At 66.4% G+C, this 14518-nt stretch carries 15 protein-coding genes; 3 read left to right on the top strand and 12 right to left on the bottom strand.

The window, feature by feature from the left end:
* Positions 1-6 precede the first annotated feature (6 nt).
* The 6 genes from ACF8C6_RS10585 to fabR all read right to left on the bottom strand — a co-directional run bounded on the left by ACF8C6_RS10585 (position 7) and on the right by fabR (position 4029).
* Positions 7-594: a TIGR00730 family Rossman fold protein gene (locus ACF8C6_RS10585; protein ID WP_392499230.1), complete on the bottom strand. Its 588-nt coding sequence runs from the start codon at positions 592-594 to the stop codon at positions 7-9.
* Between the two features lie 243 nt (positions 595-837).
* The gene (locus ACF8C6_RS10590) at positions 838-1410 is read right to left on the bottom strand and encodes a HupE/UreJ family protein (RefSeq protein WP_392499231.1); all 573 of its coding nucleotides are present in this window, start codon (positions 1408-1410) and stop codon (positions 838-840) included.
* A gap of 29 nt (positions 1411-1439) precedes the next feature.
* Positions 1440-2054 (bottom strand): urease accessory protein UreG, encoded by a 615-nt coding sequence (gene ureG / locus ACF8C6_RS10595; RefSeq protein WP_392499232.1) that lies wholly within the window; start codon positions 2052-2054, stop codon positions 1440-1442.
* 16 nt (positions 2055-2070) lie between these two features.
* Positions 2071-2745 (bottom strand): urease accessory protein UreF, encoded by a 675-nt coding sequence (locus ACF8C6_RS10600; RefSeq protein WP_392499233.1) that lies wholly within the window; start codon positions 2743-2745, stop codon positions 2071-2073.
* Positions 2742-3242 carry an urease accessory protein UreE gene (ureE, locus tag ACF8C6_RS10605; RefSeq protein ID WP_392499234.1) on the bottom strand — a complete coding sequence of 167 codons (501 nt, stop codon included), beginning with the start codon at positions 3240-3242 and terminating at the stop codon, positions 2742-2744. Before ureE ends, ACF8C6_RS10600 begins: the two co-directional genes overlap by 4 nt.
* 151 nt (positions 3243-3393) lie before the next feature.
* Positions 3394-4029 (bottom strand): HTH-type transcriptional repressor FabR, encoded by a 636-nt coding sequence (fabR, locus tag ACF8C6_RS10610; protein WP_392499235.1) that lies wholly within the window; start codon positions 4027-4029, stop codon positions 3394-3396.
* A 141-nt stretch (positions 4030-4170) separates the two neighbouring features.
* Here fabR and ACF8C6_RS10615 point away from each other — a divergent pair, with 141 nt between their 5' ends.
* Both ACF8C6_RS10615 and ACF8C6_RS10620 read left to right on the top strand, forming a co-directional pair.
* On the top strand, positions 4171-5241 hold the full coding sequence (locus tag ACF8C6_RS10615) for a flavin reductase family protein (protein WP_392499236.1): 1071 nt from the start codon (positions 4171-4173) through the stop codon (positions 5239-5241).
* 9 nt (positions 5242-5250) lie between these two features.
* Entirely contained in the window at positions 5251-6330 is a 1080-nt protein-coding gene (locus tag ACF8C6_RS10620) for a fatty acid desaturase family protein (protein ID WP_392499237.1), read from the top strand.
* Positions 6331-6461: 131 nt separating this feature from the next.
* Here the strand turns inward: ACF8C6_RS10620 and ACF8C6_RS10625 are convergent, their stop codons facing one another.
* The 5 genes from ACF8C6_RS10625 to ACF8C6_RS10645 all read right to left on the bottom strand — a co-directional run bounded on the left by ACF8C6_RS10625 (position 6462) and on the right by ACF8C6_RS10645 (position 12138).
* Complete coding sequence (locus tag ACF8C6_RS10625; protein WP_392499239.1) at positions 6462-6830, bottom strand: hypothetical protein; 369 nt, start codon at positions 6828-6830, stop codon at positions 6462-6464.
* 156 nt (positions 6831-6986) lie between these two features.
* Positions 6987-7919 carry a YbhN family protein gene (locus tag ACF8C6_RS10630; protein ID WP_392499417.1) on the bottom strand — a complete coding sequence of 311 codons (933 nt, stop codon included), beginning with the start codon at positions 7917-7919 and terminating at the stop codon, positions 6987-6989.
* A 139-nt stretch (positions 7920-8058) separates the two neighbouring features.
* Complete coding sequence (locus ACF8C6_RS10635) at positions 8059-10350, bottom strand: FdhF/YdeP family oxidoreductase (RefSeq protein WP_392499240.1); 2292 nt, start codon at positions 10348-10350, stop codon at positions 8059-8061.
* Positions 10347-11153: a formate dehydrogenase accessory sulfurtransferase FdhD gene (fdhD, locus tag ACF8C6_RS10640; RefSeq protein WP_392499241.1), complete on the bottom strand. Its 807-nt coding sequence runs from the start codon at positions 11151-11153 to the stop codon at positions 10347-10349. Before fdhD ends, ACF8C6_RS10635 begins: the two co-directional genes overlap by 4 nt.
* A 58-nt stretch (positions 11154-11211) precedes the next feature.
* A complete protein-coding gene (locus ACF8C6_RS10645) occupies positions 11212-12138 on the bottom strand; it encodes a LysR family transcriptional regulator (protein ID WP_392499242.1) in 927 nt (308 codons plus the stop codon).
* A 497-nt stretch (positions 12139-12635) separates the two neighbouring features.
* Between ACF8C6_RS10645 and ACF8C6_RS10650 the strand changes: the two genes are divergently transcribed.
* Positions 12636-14075, top strand: coding sequence for a sodium:solute symporter family protein (locus tag ACF8C6_RS10650; RefSeq protein ID WP_392499418.1), 1440 nt, complete (start codon positions 12636-12638; stop codon positions 14073-14075).
* Between the two features lie 199 nt (positions 14076-14274).
* Here the strand turns inward: ACF8C6_RS10650 and ACF8C6_RS10655 are convergent, their stop codons facing one another.
* Positions 14275-14430 (bottom strand): HutD family protein, encoded by a 156-nt coding sequence (locus tag ACF8C6_RS10655; protein ID WP_392499419.1) that lies wholly within the window; start codon positions 14428-14430, stop codon positions 14275-14277.
* Between the last annotated feature and the right edge of the window lie 88 nt (positions 14431-14518).

Here is a 14518-nt window from a genome sequence, read left to right on the forward strand (position 1 = left end):
TCGCCCTCACTTCGGCTCGCGGTCGACCCACTTGGGCGCGACCGTGGGCTGCCAGGCGGCCAGGCGTTCGAGCAGGTCGCCCGGCGATTCGCTGATCTGCAGCATGGCGCGGTGCGGTTCGCGCACGAAGCGTTCGGCCACCAGGTGGTCGAGGAAGTCGCCCAGGCGACTGTAGAAGCCATCGACCTCCAGCAGGCCCAGCGGCTTGGCGTGGTAGCCGAGCTGGCCCCAGGTCCACACCTCGAACAGTTCCTCCAGCGTACCCAGCCCGCCGGGCAGGGCGATGAAGGCATCGGCCAGTTCGGCCATGCGCGCCTTGCGCGCGTGCATGCCGTCCACCACTTCCAGGCGAGTCAGACCGTTGTGCCCGACCTCGGCGCGTTTCAGACTCTGCGGGATGATGCCGATCACCTCGCCGCCGGCGGCCAGGGCGGCGTCGGCCACGATGCCCATGAGGCCGACTGCGCCGCCTCCGTAGACCAGCGTCAGGCCGCGCTCAGCCAGGCCGCGGCCCAGGGCTTCGGCCGCTTCACGGTAGATCGGGCGGGCGCCGGGGCTGGCGCCGCAGAACACGCAGACGGATTTCAGGCTCATGCAGGATCTCCCGTGGGCAAAAGGGGCCACAGGGTAACCCTGGCCGAACGGTCAAGCGAGTTCTTGCGGGCAATTGCCGCAGGCGCCGGCTGCGTAGGCGGCAAGCAGGCTGCGAAGGAAATCATGGATGGGCATGGCGGGCTCCTCGACGGCGATGAACCTCAGCCTAGGCAACGGGCCGGAAATCGGCCCGTTGATTGTTTCGATGATGCCGATAGCCGGCGCCTTGCACGCCGACCTGGTTCAGCCGGCCAGCAGCCAGGCACCGGTGATGGCCGAGGCGCCACCGGCAATGCGCACCAGCGGCGCTGCAGCGCGCGGCAGGTAGCGGGCGACCAGGTAGCCCAGACCATGCAATACGGCGGTGGCGGCGACGAAGCCAGCGGCATAACCCCAGGGGCTGGCCAGCGCTGGCAGTTCCAGGCCGTGGGCCACGCCGTGAGTCAGGGCAAACAGCGCGGTCAGGCCCATCGCCACGGCCATCGGCAGGCGCGCCGCCACGGCCACCAGCAGGCCGAAGGCCAGTACCGAGCCGGCGATGCCGGTTTCCATCAGCGGGATTTCCACCCCGGCGAAGCCGAGAACGCCGCCCAGCAGCATGGTGGCGACGAAGGTCAGCGGCAGGGCCCAGCGCGCCGCGCCGGATTGCTGGGCCGCCCACAGGCCGACGGCGAGCATGGCCAGCAGGTGATCGAGGCCGGTGATGGGGTGGGCGACGCCGGACAGCAGGCCGGCGTGGTCGTGGCCGGCATGGGCGAAGGCCACGGCCGGGCTGAGGAACAGGGCGATGGCGTAGAGGGCTTTGCGCAGTTGCATGGGGTTCTCCTTGTGTGAGGGCGCGGCGCTTAGGCGGTGGTCAGCATGCCGTGGCGTTCGATGAAGGCGATGATTTCGTCCAGGCCCTGGCCGACCTTCTGGTTGCTGAAGACGAAGGGCTTGTCGCCGCGCATCTTGCGTGCGTCGCGGTCCATCACTTCCAGCGAGGCGCCGACCATGGGCGCCAGGTCGACCTTGTTGATCACCAGCAGGTCGGATTTGCAGATGCCCGGGCCGCCCTTGCGCGGCAGCTTGTCGCCGGCCGATACATCGATCACGTACAGGGTCAGGTCGGACAGCTCCGGGCTGAAGGTGGCGGACAGGTTGTCGCCGCCGGATTCGACCAGGATCAGGTCGAGGCCGGGGAAGCGGCGGTTGAGCTGGTCCACGGCTTCAAGGTTGATCGAGGCATCCTCGCGGATGGCGGTGTGCGGGCAGCCGCCGGTTTCCACGCCGATGATGCGCTCGGGCGCCAGGGCCTCGTTGCGCACCAGGAACTGGGCGTCTTCCTGGGTGTAGATGTCGTTGGTGACCACGGCGATGTTGTAGCGCTCGCGCAGGGCCTGGCACAGGGCCAGGGTCAGGGCGGTCTTGCCGGAGCCGACCGGGCCACCGATGCCGACACGCAGGGGTTGGCTGTTCATCTTGGGTTTCCTTTTCTCATGAGCGGAATAAACGGCTGTACTGGCGCTCGTGCGCCATGCTGGCCAGGGCCAGGCCGAAAGCGGCGCTGCCCCAGTGTTCGGGGTGTTTGTGGCTGGCCTGGTGCTGGGCCTGTTCCAGCAGCGGCAGCAGCTCGCTGGTCAGGCGCTGGGCAGCCTGCTGGCCCAGCGGCAGGGTCTTCATCAGCACCGCCAGCTGGTTTTCCAGCCAGCCCCACAGCCAGGCGGCGAGGGCGTCCTGCGGGCTGATCTGCCAGGCGCGGGCGGCCAGGGCCCAGGCCGGGGCCAGGCCCAGTTCGGGCTGGCTGGCGAGAAAATCGCGGGCGGCTTCGTCCAGCTCCGGCAGGCCTTCGAGCAGCTGCCGCAGTGAGTAGCCCATCTGCCGGCTTTCCAGCGCCAGCTCGCGGGTCTCGCGGCTGGCGCGGTGCTGCCCGGCCAGTTCGGCCAGTACCGGCCAGTCTGCGTCGGCAGCCGCCTGGCAGTGCGCCAGCAGCAGTGGCGCCTCGAAGCGCGCCAGGTTGAGCAGCAGCTGGTCGGCGATCCATTGGCGGGCACTGCTCTGGTCGTTGACCAGACCTTGGTCCACCGCCATTTCCAGCCCTTGCGAATAGCTGTAGCCGCCGATGGGTAGCTGCGGGCTGGCCAGACGCAGCAGGGCCCAGGCCTTGTTCATGTGCGCACGCCGAACTGGTGCAGGCGCGGTGCGTAGTTGAAGTCGGCATCGCCCTGGTGCGAGTGGTGATGGCCGCCACCGTAGGCGCCGTGTTCCGGGTGGAAGGGCGCTTCGACCGTGCAGGTGGTGGCGCCGAGCTGGTCGAGCATGGCCCTGAGCACGTAATCGTCGAGCAGGCGCAGCCAGCCATCGCCCAGTTGCAGGGCGACGTGGCGGTTGCCCAGGTGATAGGCGGCGCGCATCAGCTCGAAGCTGCTGGTGCAGGTGACGTGCAACAGTGCTTCGGGGCGGGCGCAGACGCGCACGATGCGGCCGTCTTCGGCGCGCAGGCAGTCGCCATCGCGCAGTGGCGGCTGGCCCCGTTCGAGGAACAGGCCGGTTTCTTCGTTGGCGGCACTGAAGCAGCGCAGGCGGCTCTTGCTGCGGGCCTCGTGGGTCAGGTGGAGCTCCTCGTCCCAGTGGGGTTGAGGATCAAGGCGGTGATGAATCACCAACATAGTGGACATCCGATCAGGAAATGTCCCAGGGCTAGAGCAAGGCCCTTGCCAAGCCGTCACGGCCCCATTCTGGCGGCCTGATGCCTGATATTGGGGCTATGTCGCGCCTTGTATTGGTGCTTGGTGGTCGCGCGTGCGCAAAAGTGGTGCGCTAGCTGCGCCCCTGGCCGAGCCCCTGCCAGTGTTTGGCTCCGATGAAGATGAAGCGCAGCTGCTGGGTCATCTTGGCTTCCGGGGTCAGGTGCGCAGGCAGATTGGCGGCCGGCGGATCGATCAGCTCGGGCAGGGTGGCGAACACGGTCTTTACCACCAGGTCGGACACCACTTCCAGCGCTGGATCGTTGAGGTGCGGTGTGCGGTTGAGCAGCTTGAGGTCGGCGACCAGATCATCGGTGATGCGTTGGCGCAGGCGAGCGATGGCCTGGCGCACCGGCTGCGAGCCGCCGTACTGCTCGCGGGCGAGGAACAGGAACTGGCTGCGGTTGGCGCTCACGGCGTCGAGGAAGATGCGCGTACTGGCCTCGATGATGCTGCCCATCTCGATCTGGCTGCGGCGCACCTCGCGCAGGGTGCTGCGGAAGGTGGCGTCCACTTCCTCGACCAGGGCCAGGCCCAGTTCGTCCATGTCCTGAAAGTGCCGGTAGAAGCCGGTGGGCACGATGCCGGCGGTGCGGCTGACCTCGCGCAGGCTCAGGCTGCCGAAGCCGCGGCCGCTGTCCATCAGGTTGCGGGCGGCATCCATCAGGGCCAGGCGGGTCTGCAGTTTCTGTTCGGCGCGGGGCGACATGGGCTTCAGGCTGTTCGTAAGGGTGCGGCGCACTCTAGCAAAAGCGTTCGATCAGCGTCGAACCCGATGTCAGTGAACAAGTGTTGACTGAGTTGCGGGCATCTGCCAGTTTAGTGAACAAATGTGCACTGGATGGGTTTGATGACCGTATTGCCTTTTTCTCTGGTACGCGCCCTGGCGTCCGGGTTGCGTCCGCTGCGCGCGCTGGTGGCCAGACGCTGGCTGCGCGAGGCGGAAGTGGATGCGCTGCTGGGTGCGCTGCACCCGGCCTGGCGGCTCAATCGGGTGATGGCGCGGGTGATCGGGCGCGACTGGGTCAGTGATGACCTGCTGGCGTTGCGCCTGCGCTGCAACGGCAATGAGCGCGACTGGCGAGCGGGCCAGCATGTGCAGCTGTACCTGGAGCTGGACGGCGTGCGCCATTGCCGCAGCTACAGCCTGACGCGCGTTGAGCGCGGCGGGGTGATCGAGCTGGGTATCCGTCGCCAGCCGGGCGGCGTTATCTCTCACCGTTTGCTCGATCATCTGGCCGTAGGCAGCGTGCTGGAGCTGGGCCAGGCCCAGGGGGCGCTGTATTGGCCGCAGCAGGCAGAGGGCGTGGGTCTGCTGGCGGCCGGCAGCGGTATCACTGCGCTGCTCGGCCTGCTGCGCGAGGCGCTGGTCCGCGGCTATGCGGCGCCCATCACCCTGCTGCACTACGTGCGTGAAGCCGGGCAGCGGGCCTATGTGGCGGAGCTGCAGGCGCTGATGCGGCGGCATGCCAATCTGCAGGTGCGCTGGCTGCTGACCGGGCAGGGCGCGGGGCGTTTTCAGGCTGAGCATCTGCAGGGGATGAGCGGTTTCGCGCTGCTGGCCTGTGGCCCGGCAGGTTTCGTCGAGGCCGTGCGGGCGGGCTGCGGCGCTGCGCTGCAGAGCGAGGCCTTCAGCCCGCTGCGGCGGGTCAGTGAAGCGGGTCAGGCGGTGCGGCTGGAGTTCGCGCGCAGTCGCCTGCAGGGCGCTGGTGACAACGCCCGTAGTCTGTTGGAGCAGGCCGAAGCTCACGGCCTGCGCCCGGCCCATGGTTGCCGTCAGGGCATCTGTGCCAGCTGCACCTGCCTGCTGCTCGGTGGTGCGGTGCGTGATCTGCGCAGCGGCATTGTCAGTTCCGAGCCGGGACAACCTATCCGCCTGTGCGTCAGCGCACCGCTGGGTGATGTACGAATCGATGTGTAAGGAATCGCGATGCGACTCGACCGTGAACTGAACCGCGCCGAGCTGGAGGCTTTCGCCGCCGAACTGGACGGCTTGCGCCAGGCCGTGGTGGCTGACCTGGGCGAGGCTGATGCCCGCTATATCCGCCGGGTTCGCAGCGTGGTGCGCCTGTGCTGCTGGAGCGGCCGGGCGCTGCTGATGCTGGGCTGGTTTCCGCCGACCTGGCTGCTCGGCACGCTGCTGCTGGGGCTGGGCAAGATCCTGGAAAACATGGAGCTGGGCCACAACGTGATGCACGGCCAGTACGACTGGATGAACGACCCGCAGTTGAGTGGTCGCGACTACGAATGGGACATCGTTGGCCCGGCCGATTTCTGGCGGCACACGCACAACCATATGCACCACACCTGGACCAACGTGATCGGCATGGACGACGACGTCGGCTATGGCGTGGTGCGGCTGTTTCCCGAGCAGCGCTGGAAGCCCTTCTACCGCTGGCAGCCGCTGTGGGTGACCTTGCAGGCGCTGCTGTTCCAGTACGCCGTGGCCATCCAGCACCTGCGCCTGGATCAGTGGTTCAAGGGCCGCATCGGCAGCGACGAAGTGCGTCCGCTGGCCCGCCAGTTCGGTGCCAAGCTGCTGCGCCAGTGGGGCAAGGACTACCTGCTGTTTCCGCTGCTGGCGCTGCTGTTAGGAGCCAATGCCCTGGCCGTGCTGGCCGGCAATGCGCTGGCCAACCTGCTGCGCAATCTGTGGACCTTCCTGGTGATCTTCTGCGGCCACTTCACCGAGCGCGCGGCGGTCTTCAGCAAGGAATCGGTGGTCGGCGAAAGCCGTGGTCGCTGGTACCTGCGTCAGCTGCGTGGTTCCAGCAACCTGCAGGGCGGCAAGTTGCTGCACATCCTTACCGGCAACCTCAGCCACCAGATCGAGCATCACCTGTTTCCCGATCTGCCGGCGCGACGCTATGCCGAGCTGGCGCCACGGGTACGCGAGATCGCGGCGCGCTATGGCCAGGTGTATAACACTGGCCGACTGTCGAGCCAGTTCTTCAGCGTGCTGCGACGGATCTGGATCTACCGCCTGCCGCCGGCCAGTTCGGGGCAATAGGCAGCGGCATGTATCTGAGGGCTCTGAATCGCGGCTGAAGCCGCTGCCACTGGTTTGGGTGCCTGTACGGTCGGTTTATCGGCCAACAAAAAGCCCGGCATGTGCCGGGCTTTGGGGTCGTGCAGCCTGATTCAGGCAGTATGGCGGCCGACTCGCTCGCTGCCGTTCTCGGCGACGTCGCGGCTGTCGATCAGGCGGTCGGAGCCACCTTCTGCGACGCGGATGCCTTTGGTGCGTTCGCTGCCGTTCTCGGCAACGTCACGGCTTTCGATCAGGCGGTCGGAGCCACCTTCGGCGACGCGGATGCCTTTGGTGCGTTCGCTGCCGTTCTCGGCGACGTCACGGCTGTCGATCAGGCGATCAGCGCCTCCTTCGGCCACTGTGCTCTGGTGGTGGACGGGCTGTCGTTCGATCAGCGGCGGCTGCTCGTCACCCGGTAGGGCGAAGGCGCTGCTGGTCAGGGTAGCCAGGATCAGGCTGGCAAGTAGATGCGTTTTCATCTCGGGCTCCTTGTGGGGGCGTCAGTGAGTACGGGGGCCATACTACTGGCGCGGCGCCAAGACAAAAGTTAAGCCTCCTGATAGTAGCCATCGACGCTGTCAATGGACGGCTCGCAGGCCTCTAGTGCGGGTGTTTGCTGGTCAGGCACGGCCTGTTCAGTGCTGTCTTTTGCCGCGCCACTGCTGCCACTCGAAGGCGATCACCACCAGCAGCGACAAGGCGAACGGCAGTAACAGGTAGAACACGCGGAACACGATCAGGGCCGCCAGCACGTCGGCCGTTGGCACATCTGGCAGGGCCTTGAGAAAGGTCACCTCCAGCACGCCGAGGCCGCCCGGCGCGTGGGACAGCAAGGCCAGGGAGAACGACACGAGAAACACGCCGAGCACGGTCAGGTAGCCCGGATTGCTGGCCTCGGGCAGGGCGAAGTAGATGATCGCCGCCGCGCAGAACAGCTCCAGTGGCCCCGCCAGCAGCTGGCGGGCGACGATGGGCAGGCGTGGGTATTCAATGTGCAGCTTGCGCCATGTCCAGGGTTTGAAATGGCGCCAGGAGCCCAGTACATAGAGCGCCACCAGGCCCAGCAGCAGGCCACCCAGCACCTTGGCCAGCCAGGGTTGCAGGCCGAGCAAGCGTTCGATCAACGTCGGGTTGAGCAGCAGAACCAAGCCCCCCGCGAGCAGTACGCCGAGGGCGAAGGTGAAGGAGCAGAAGAAGATCAGCAGGCCGATCTCGCCGGGGGTGAGGCCCTTGCTGGAGTAGGCGCGGTAGCGCACCACCGCGCCGGAGAACACCGAGGCACCGATGTTGTGGGCCAGGGCGTAGGTGGTGAAGGAGCAGAGGGTGATGAACCACCAGGAGATTGTCTTGCCCAGGTGGGCAATGGCGATGCGGTCATACCAGGCCAGGGCACAGTAGGCGCCCAGGGTCGACAGGCCGGCCAGTAGCCAGTGGTGGGTATCAATCGCCAGAAGGCTGCCGCGAAGCTCGGCGAGGGAGATGGAGCGGACTTCCTTGTACAGCAGGTAACCGGACAGGGCGACGGCGAGCAGGCCGATCAGCGTCCAGATCCAGTCGCTCTTCTTCATCTTCAACAGGACACTCCTAGCGCCCGCTAAAACGCGGTAGGCGAGCGATTGCGCGAAGCCGGATGGTCGGCCAGGGGCGCTGTCAGGAAGAAGCTGCCCCGGCGCGGCCGGGGCCTTAGTCTGTTACAAAGCGCCCATTTCAGGCAATTCGAGCGCTCAGGGTGGCCGGCTGCAGGCGGATGGCGATGAACTTCGAGGTGGGCGTGTGGCTGCCGGTGCCGACACTGGCCAGCGGTACCAGGGGGTTGGTCTCCGGATAGTAGGCGGCAGCCTGGCCCGGCGGGGTGTCGTAGGCGAGCAGGGTGAAACCGCGCACGCGCCGCTCGATGCCGTCGTCCCACAGCGAGACGATATCCACCTGCTGCCCCGGCGCGTAGCCCAGGCGGCGGATGTCCTGCGCGTTGACGAACAGCACCTCGCGCTGGCCCTTGACCCCGCGATAACGGTCATCCAGGCCATACAGGGTGGTGTTGTACTGGTCATGGGAGCGCAGGGTCTGCAGCACCAGGTCGGCCTGCTCGGCGCGTGCCTCGGGCGGCATCAGCTGGTCGGGCAGGGCGTGGGCGACGAAGCGTGCCTTGCCGCTGGCGGTGTGCCACTGGCGGCGCGCGGCGGCGTTGCCCAGATAGAAGCCGCCGGGCTGGGCGAGGCGGGCGTTGAAGTCGGCGAAGCCGGGAATGCAGTCGGCGATCAGCTGGCGGATGCGCGCGTAGTCCTCGATCAACCACAGCCAGTCCACCGGCTGGTTGCCGAGCAGGGCGTGGGCCATGCCGGCGATGATCGCCGGCTCCGAGCGCATCTCCCGCGACAGCGGTGACAGCTGGCCGTAGGAGGCGTGGATCATGCTGAAGGAATCTTCCACCGTCACTGCCTGCGACTGGCCCGCCTGCAGGTCGAGATCGGTGCGCCCCAGGCACGGCAGGATCAGCGCATGGCGGCCGTGCATCAGGTGGCTGCGGTTGAGCTTGGTGCTGATCTGCACGGTCAGCTCGCATTGCTGCAGGGCGGCGTGGGTGCGCGGGCTGTCCGGGGTGGCCTGGGCGAAGTTGCCGCCCAGGCCGATGAACACCCGGCTGCGCCCGGCGAGCATGGCCTCGATGGCTTCCACCGTGTTGTGCCCGGGCTGACGCGGTACCGGGAAGCCGAAGCGACGCTGCAGGGCGTCGAGCAGGAAGGCCGGCGGGCGCTCGTTGATGCCCATGGTGCGGTCGCCCTGCACGTTGCTGTGGCCGCGTACCGGGCACAGGCCGGCGCCGGGCTTGCCGAGGTTGCCGCGCAGCAGCATCAGGTTGGTGATTTCCTGGATGGTCGCCACCGAATGGCGGTGCTGGGTGATGCCCATGGCCCAGCAGGTGATGACCCGCTCGGCGCGCGCGTAGAGGCGTGCGGCCTGCTCGATCTCGCTGCGGCTGAGGCCGGATTGCTCCTCGATCTGTGCCCAGTCGCTGGCATCCACGGCGGCCAGCCAGTCGTCGAGGCCCGCGCAGTGCTGGTCGATGAAGGCCTGGTCGAACAGCGTGCCGGGCCGCTCGCGCTCCCACTGCAGCAGATACTTGGCCATGCCGCGCACGGCGGCCATGTCGCCACCCAGGCGCGGGCGGAAGTAGGCGCTGCTGGTCGGCGCCGAGCCGCCCGCGAGCATCTCCAGCGGGTGTTGCGGGTGCTGGAAGCGCTCCAGGCCACGCTCCTTCAGCGGGTTGAAGCAGACCACGCTGGCGCCGCGCTCGACCGCCTCGCGCAGCGGTTCGAGCATGCGCGGGTGGTTGGTGCCGGGGTTCTGGCCGAAGACGAAGATGGCGTCGGCCTTGGCGAAGTCATCGAAGGTCACCGTACCCTTGCCCACGCCGATGCTCTCGCCGAGCGCCACGCCGCTGGCCTCGTGGCACATGTTCGAGCAGTCGGGGAAGTTGTTGCTGCCAAAGGCGCGCACCATCAGCTGGTAGAGGAAGGCGGCCTCGTTGCTGGCCCGGCCCGAAGTGTAGAACTCGGCCTGGTCGGGGCTGTCCAGCTTATGCAGTTCGGCAGCGATGAGGGCGAAGGCGGCGTCCCAGCTGATCGGCACATAGCGGTCGCTTTCGGCGTCGTAACGCAGTGGTTCGATCAGCCGGCCCTGGTGCTCCAGCCAGTAGTCACTCTGTTCGCGCAGCTGGGCGACGCTGTAGCGGGCGAAGAACTCGCGGCCGATGCCGCGCCGCGTGGCTTCCCAGTTGACCGCCTTGGCGCCGTTTTCGCAGAACTTCACCAGATGGTGCTCGGGGGAGTCACCCCAGGCACAGCCGGGGCAGTCGAATCCGCCGTTCTGGTTGGTCTTGAGCAGCGCGCGCAGGTTCTTGAACGGCTGCTTGCTGTCCAGCCAGTGCTGGGTCACGGCGCGCAGCGCGCCCCAGCCGGCGGCCGGGCCGGTGTAAGGCTGGTAACGGGGCTGGCTCATGGGCGGGACTCCTCAGGCGCCGGGCTGTAGACCCGCGGCGCGCTGTGATGGGGCAGGTGGATCAGGTTCAGATGGTGGCGACGCGCCCAGTCCACGGTCAGCGCGGTGGGCGCGGACAGGCTGACCAGGGTGGCGATGCCGCAGCGCACGGCCTTGTGCAGCAGTTCCAGGCTGCAGCGGCTGGTGACCACGGCAAAGCCGGCATGGGTTGCCTGGCCGGAGCGGGCGAGGGCGCCGATCAGCTTGTCCAGGGCGTTATGCCGGCCAATGTCTTCACGGCACAGGGCGATCTCGCCGCTGGCGTCGACGAACAGCGCGGCGTGCAGTGCGCCACTGCTGCGGGCGCCTTGCTGGGCCGCGCCAATGCGTTCGCGCAGCGCGTGCAGATGGCTGGCCGGCGGCAGGTTGCTCGGCGCCAGGGCCTTGAGCTGGGGCAGGGCCTGCTCCAGCGCTTCCACGCCACACAGGCCGCAGCCGCTGTTGCCGGCCAGATGACGACGCTGCTGCTTGAGCCGCCAGAACGCGCGGCTGCTGATGCGCAGCTGTGCCTGGTGGGCGCTGTCGGTGCCGCTCAGCTGGATGTCATAGATGTCGTCGATGGAGTCGATCAAACCCGTGCTCAGACTGAAGCCGATGGCGAAGTCGTCGAGGTCGTCCGGGGACACCATCATCACGGTATGGTTGAGCTCGTTGTAGCTCAGCGCCAGGGCGCATTCGCTGGCCAGCTCGGCACTGGCGCAGTGGTGTTGCGGACCCAGTTCGGCATAGGCGTAGCCGGGGGTGGAGAGAGACACGGCAGGCATGAGGGCGGCCCTTCTGTCGAGGGAGTCGTCTCAGCCTAGGGCCGGTGTCGGGCCGCGTCTAATCGCTGTGGTCGATGCGCTGATCGATAGGCTCTATCGACCTGTCGGCCAGCAGGGTACGGGCCGCGTTGAAACAGGCTTCGGCCAGCGCCGAACGTGGTGCCGCCCGGCGCAGGATCAGGCCCAGCGGTGCCAGGGTTTGTGCCGCGTCAATGGGGCTCAGGTTCAGGCCTTCGGCCAGGCTGTCCAGACCGCTGTGCAGCGGTAGCACCGCGCAGCACAGGCCGGCGCTCACGGCCTGCAGCAGCTGATGAACGGCATCGGTTTCCAGGCGCGGCTGCGGGTTCAGGCCGCGGCTGCGCAGGGCGTGGTCGATGGACTGGCGAAAGTGCATGCCGCTCGACAGCAGGCCGAGTGGCTGCGCGGCCACGGCTTCCCAGCTCAGGTTGGCTGGGTCGATGCTGAAGTGGCGACGGTCGTACAGCAGCCCCATGCGTGTGTCAGCCAGGGCCAGGCTGTCGAAGTGTTCGCGGTCGAGGCGTTCCAGGTAGGACAGGCCGAGGTCGAGCTGGTTGCTGGCCAGACGCTCGAGAATCTGCTCGCTGCTCAGGGCGAACAGGCGAAAGCGCAGCTCCGGGTGCTCGCTGGCAAACAGGCGGAGCAGGCGCATCGGGTCGAAGCCGGCCAGCGGTACCACGCCCAGGCGCAGGGTGCCGACCAGTTGCCCACGACAGGCCGCCGCCTCGGCATACAGCCCGTCCTGGGCGGCGAGCAGGCCGCGAGCCCAGGCCAGGATGCGCCGACCTTCCTCGGTAAAACCTTCGAAACGCTGGCCACGTCGCACCAGTGCCAGGCCCAGCTCTTCCTCCAGATTGCGCAGGCGCATGGACAGCGTCGGCTGGGTCACATGGCAGCGTGCGGCGGCCTGGCCAAAATGGCCGGTCTCCTCCAGTGCGACAAGGAATCTGAGCTGCTTAATGTCCATGGGAGGCGTCCGTGGCGAGGCTGGTGTCGACCATAACGGCCTGCCGGCCGCCTGTCAGTGAGTGTCAAATATATAAAACTGTCTTTTGCGTGCTGATAACAAAACTTCACAGATTTCATCGCCTTATAAATCGCTGCCTGCAGGGTTGATGAAAATGCTCAGGCTGTTCGTCATTTTTGTTTGACATATTTGACGTTTTTGCCAGACTGCGCGGCCCGAGTCGCCGGGATCATCGGTGCCCCGACTCTATGCAGGGCCAGGATGGCCACAACAATAACCCTGTGATCTACCGTCCAGCCCCTGTCAGGCTGTTGGAAAAACTACCTGCGTTGCCATCGCTGCGTTAAAAACAGGCTCAAAATGCTCATTTACCGCTCGTAAACTGCGCTTTTTCGCCTGTTTTTGCCTTGCGCTGGCTGCCTCGCCAACGTTTTTTCAACACCCTTCTACGCCTAGCGGGGAAGCATGCGGTGGATCGAGTTCTGGAACAGGACAACATGCTGATCTGGTTCGTCGCGCTGTATCTACTGGCCACCGTGGCCATCGGTTTTTATGCCTCCACGCGGGTGAAGAACACCCGTGACTTCGCCTCCGGCGGTCGCAGCATGGGCTTCCCCATCGTCGCCGCCATGGTGTTCGCCACCTGGTTCGGCTCCGAGGCGGTGTTGGGTATTCCCGCCACCTTCCTCGAAGAAGGCTTCGCTGGCATCGTCGAAGACCCCTTCGGCTCCTTCTGGTGCCTGTTCCTGGTGGGCGCGATCATCGCGCGCCCGCTGTACCGCCTGAACCTGCTGACCATCGGCGACTACTTCAAGAAGCGCTATGGCTCGCAGGTCGAGCTGATCGTCAGTCTGGTCATCGTGTTGTCCTACCTGGGCTGGATCGCTGCCCAGCTGATCGCCCTCGGCGTGGTGTTCAACGTGATCTCCGACGGCGCCATCAGCACCACCCAGGGCATGCTGCTCGGCACCTTCATCGTGCTGCTGTACACCCTGTTCGGCGGCATGTGGTCGATCGCCCTGACCGACTTCTTCCAGATGATCATCATTGTGGTTGGCCTGATTTACCTGGTCTGGCTGTTCAGTGACATGGCCGGCGGCGCCGATCTGGTGATCAGCCAGGCGGCCAGCGAAGGCAAGTTCACCTTCATGCACAGCTTCGAGCCGAAGGACATCGTCGCCTTCATCGGCGCGGCGGTGACCATGATGCTCGGCTCCATCCCGCAGCAGGACGTGTACCAGCGCGTGATGTCGGCGAAGAACGAGAATGTCGCCGCGCGTGCCTCGATGGCCGGCGCCGTGTTCTACCTGGGCTTCTGCATGTTGCCGATCTTCCTGGTGTATGCCGCCTCGATGATCGACCCGGCGCTGGTGCAGAAGTGGCTGGCCGAGGATTCGCAGATGATCCTGCCGCTGATGATCCTGGAGAAGACTCCGCTGATCGCGCAGATCTTCTTCTTCGGTGCACTGCTCTCGGCGATCATGTCGACCGCTTCCGGCACGCTGCTGGCACCGTCGGTGACCCTGGCCGAGAACGTGTTCAAGCGCTTCCTGCCGGAACTCAACGACAAGCAGTTCCTGTTGCTGATGCGCTGCACCATCCTGGCTTGCGCTGTAGGCACCCTGATCTTTGCCCTGAATTCCAATGCCAGCATCTACGAGATGGTCGGCAGCGCTTACTGCGTGACGCTGGTCGCCGCCGTGGTGCCGCTGTTCGCCGGCCTGTTCTGGAAACGTGCCACCACCCAGGGGGCTCTGGTGTCCATCGCCTTCGGCCTGGTTTCCTGGATCTACCTGGAGTTCACCTGGACCGATGAGGCCTTCTGGCCGCCGCAGCTGGCTGGCCTGCTGTTCAGCCTGGCGGGCATGGTCATCGGTTCCCTGCTGCCGCAGTTCAAGCGCAACGACAACGACCTGCTGGCCGCTCAGCCGCAGTAAGTCTCGTGTGCTGACAGAAAAGACCCCGCCTCGGCGGGGTCTTTTCGTTTCGGCTGGCAATCCGGGGTGGATAGCGCTCCTCTCCCACGAGAGGGAGAGGGCAGGGATAACTCGATGATTCCGCCTGGCCGGAGTAGCCCGGATGCAATCCGGGAGCGGAACCGCCTGCCTCCCCGGATTGCATCCGGGCTACCAAGTTTCAGCTGAGTCGGCGCAGCAGCAGATCGCCCTCCAGCAGGGCCAGGCTGCGCTGGATGCCGGCAAAGACCGAGCAGTGGCCGGCGCTGGCTACCTGGGCACAGCTGATGTGCCAGGCGAAATCGTCCGGTCCGGCGCCGGGTGGGCTGATGGCCAGCTGGCGGGTGCTGCCGCCGCCGTTCTTCCAGGGGGTAGTTGCTCAAGGTCGATGAGGTGGGTGGTCGTGGCTGTTCCTGCTTAATGTA

The sequence above is a fragment of the Pseudomonas sp. zbq_18 genome (genome assembly GCF_043102245.1).
GTDB lineage: Bacteria > Pseudomonadota > Gammaproteobacteria > Pseudomonadales > Pseudomonadaceae > Aquipseudomonas.

What these genes read in the sequence shown, in the direction of transcription:
- ACF8C6_RS10585 (WP_392499230.1), bottom strand. Translation starts at nt 594, where the DNA reads ATGAGCCTGAAATCCGTCTGCGTGTTCTGCGGCGCCAGCCCCGGCGCC.
- ureE (WP_392499234.1), bottom strand. Translation starts at nt 3,242, where the DNA reads ATGTTGGTGATTCATCACCGCCTTGATCCTCAACCCCACTGGGACGAG.
- ACF8C6_RS10620 (WP_392499237.1), top strand. Translation starts at nt 5,251, where the DNA reads ATGCGACTCGACCGTGAACTGAACCGCGCCGAGCTGGAGGCTTTCGCC.
- ureG (WP_392499232.1), bottom strand. Translation starts at nt 2,054, where the DNA reads ATGAACAGCCAACCCCTGCGTGTCGGCATCGGTGGCCCGGTCGGCTCC.
- ACF8C6_RS10650 (WP_392499418.1), top strand. Translation starts at nt 12,636, where the DNA reads ATGCTGATCTGGTTCGTCGCGCTGTATCTACTGGCCACCGTGGCCATC.
- ACF8C6_RS10625 (WP_392499239.1), bottom strand. Translation starts at nt 6,830, where the DNA reads ATGAAAACGCATCTACTTGCCAGCCTGATCCTGGCTACCCTGACCAGC.
- ACF8C6_RS10645 (WP_392499242.1), bottom strand. Translation starts at nt 12,138, where the DNA reads ATGGACATTAAGCAGCTCAGATTCCTTGTCGCACTGGAGGAGACCGGC.
- ACF8C6_RS10600 (WP_392499233.1), bottom strand. Translation starts at nt 2,745, where the DNA reads ATGAACAAGGCCTGGGCCCTGCTGCGTCTGGCCAGCCCGCAGCTACCC.
- fabR (WP_392499235.1), bottom strand. Translation starts at nt 4,029, where the DNA reads ATGTCGCCCCGCGCCGAACAGAAACTGCAGACCCGCCTGGCCCTGATG.
- ACF8C6_RS10615 (WP_392499236.1), top strand. Translation starts at nt 4,171, where the DNA reads ATGACCGTATTGCCTTTTTCTCTGGTACGCGCCCTGGCGTCCGGGTTG.
- ACF8C6_RS10635 (WP_392499240.1), bottom strand. Translation starts at nt 10,350, where the DNA reads ATGAGCCAGCCCCGTTACCAGCCTTACACCGGCCCGGCCGCCGGCTGG.
- ACF8C6_RS10590 (WP_392499231.1), bottom strand. Translation starts at nt 1,410, where the DNA reads ATGCAACTGCGCAAAGCCCTCTACGCCATCGCCCTGTTCCTCAGCCCG.
- ACF8C6_RS10630 (WP_392499417.1), bottom strand. Translation starts at nt 7,919, where the DNA reads ATGAAGAAGAGCGACTGGATCTGGACGCTGATCGGCCTGCTCGCCGTC.
- fdhD (WP_392499241.1), bottom strand. Translation starts at nt 11,153, where the DNA reads ATGCCTGCCGTGTCTCTCTCCACCCCCGGCTACGCCTATGCCGAACTG.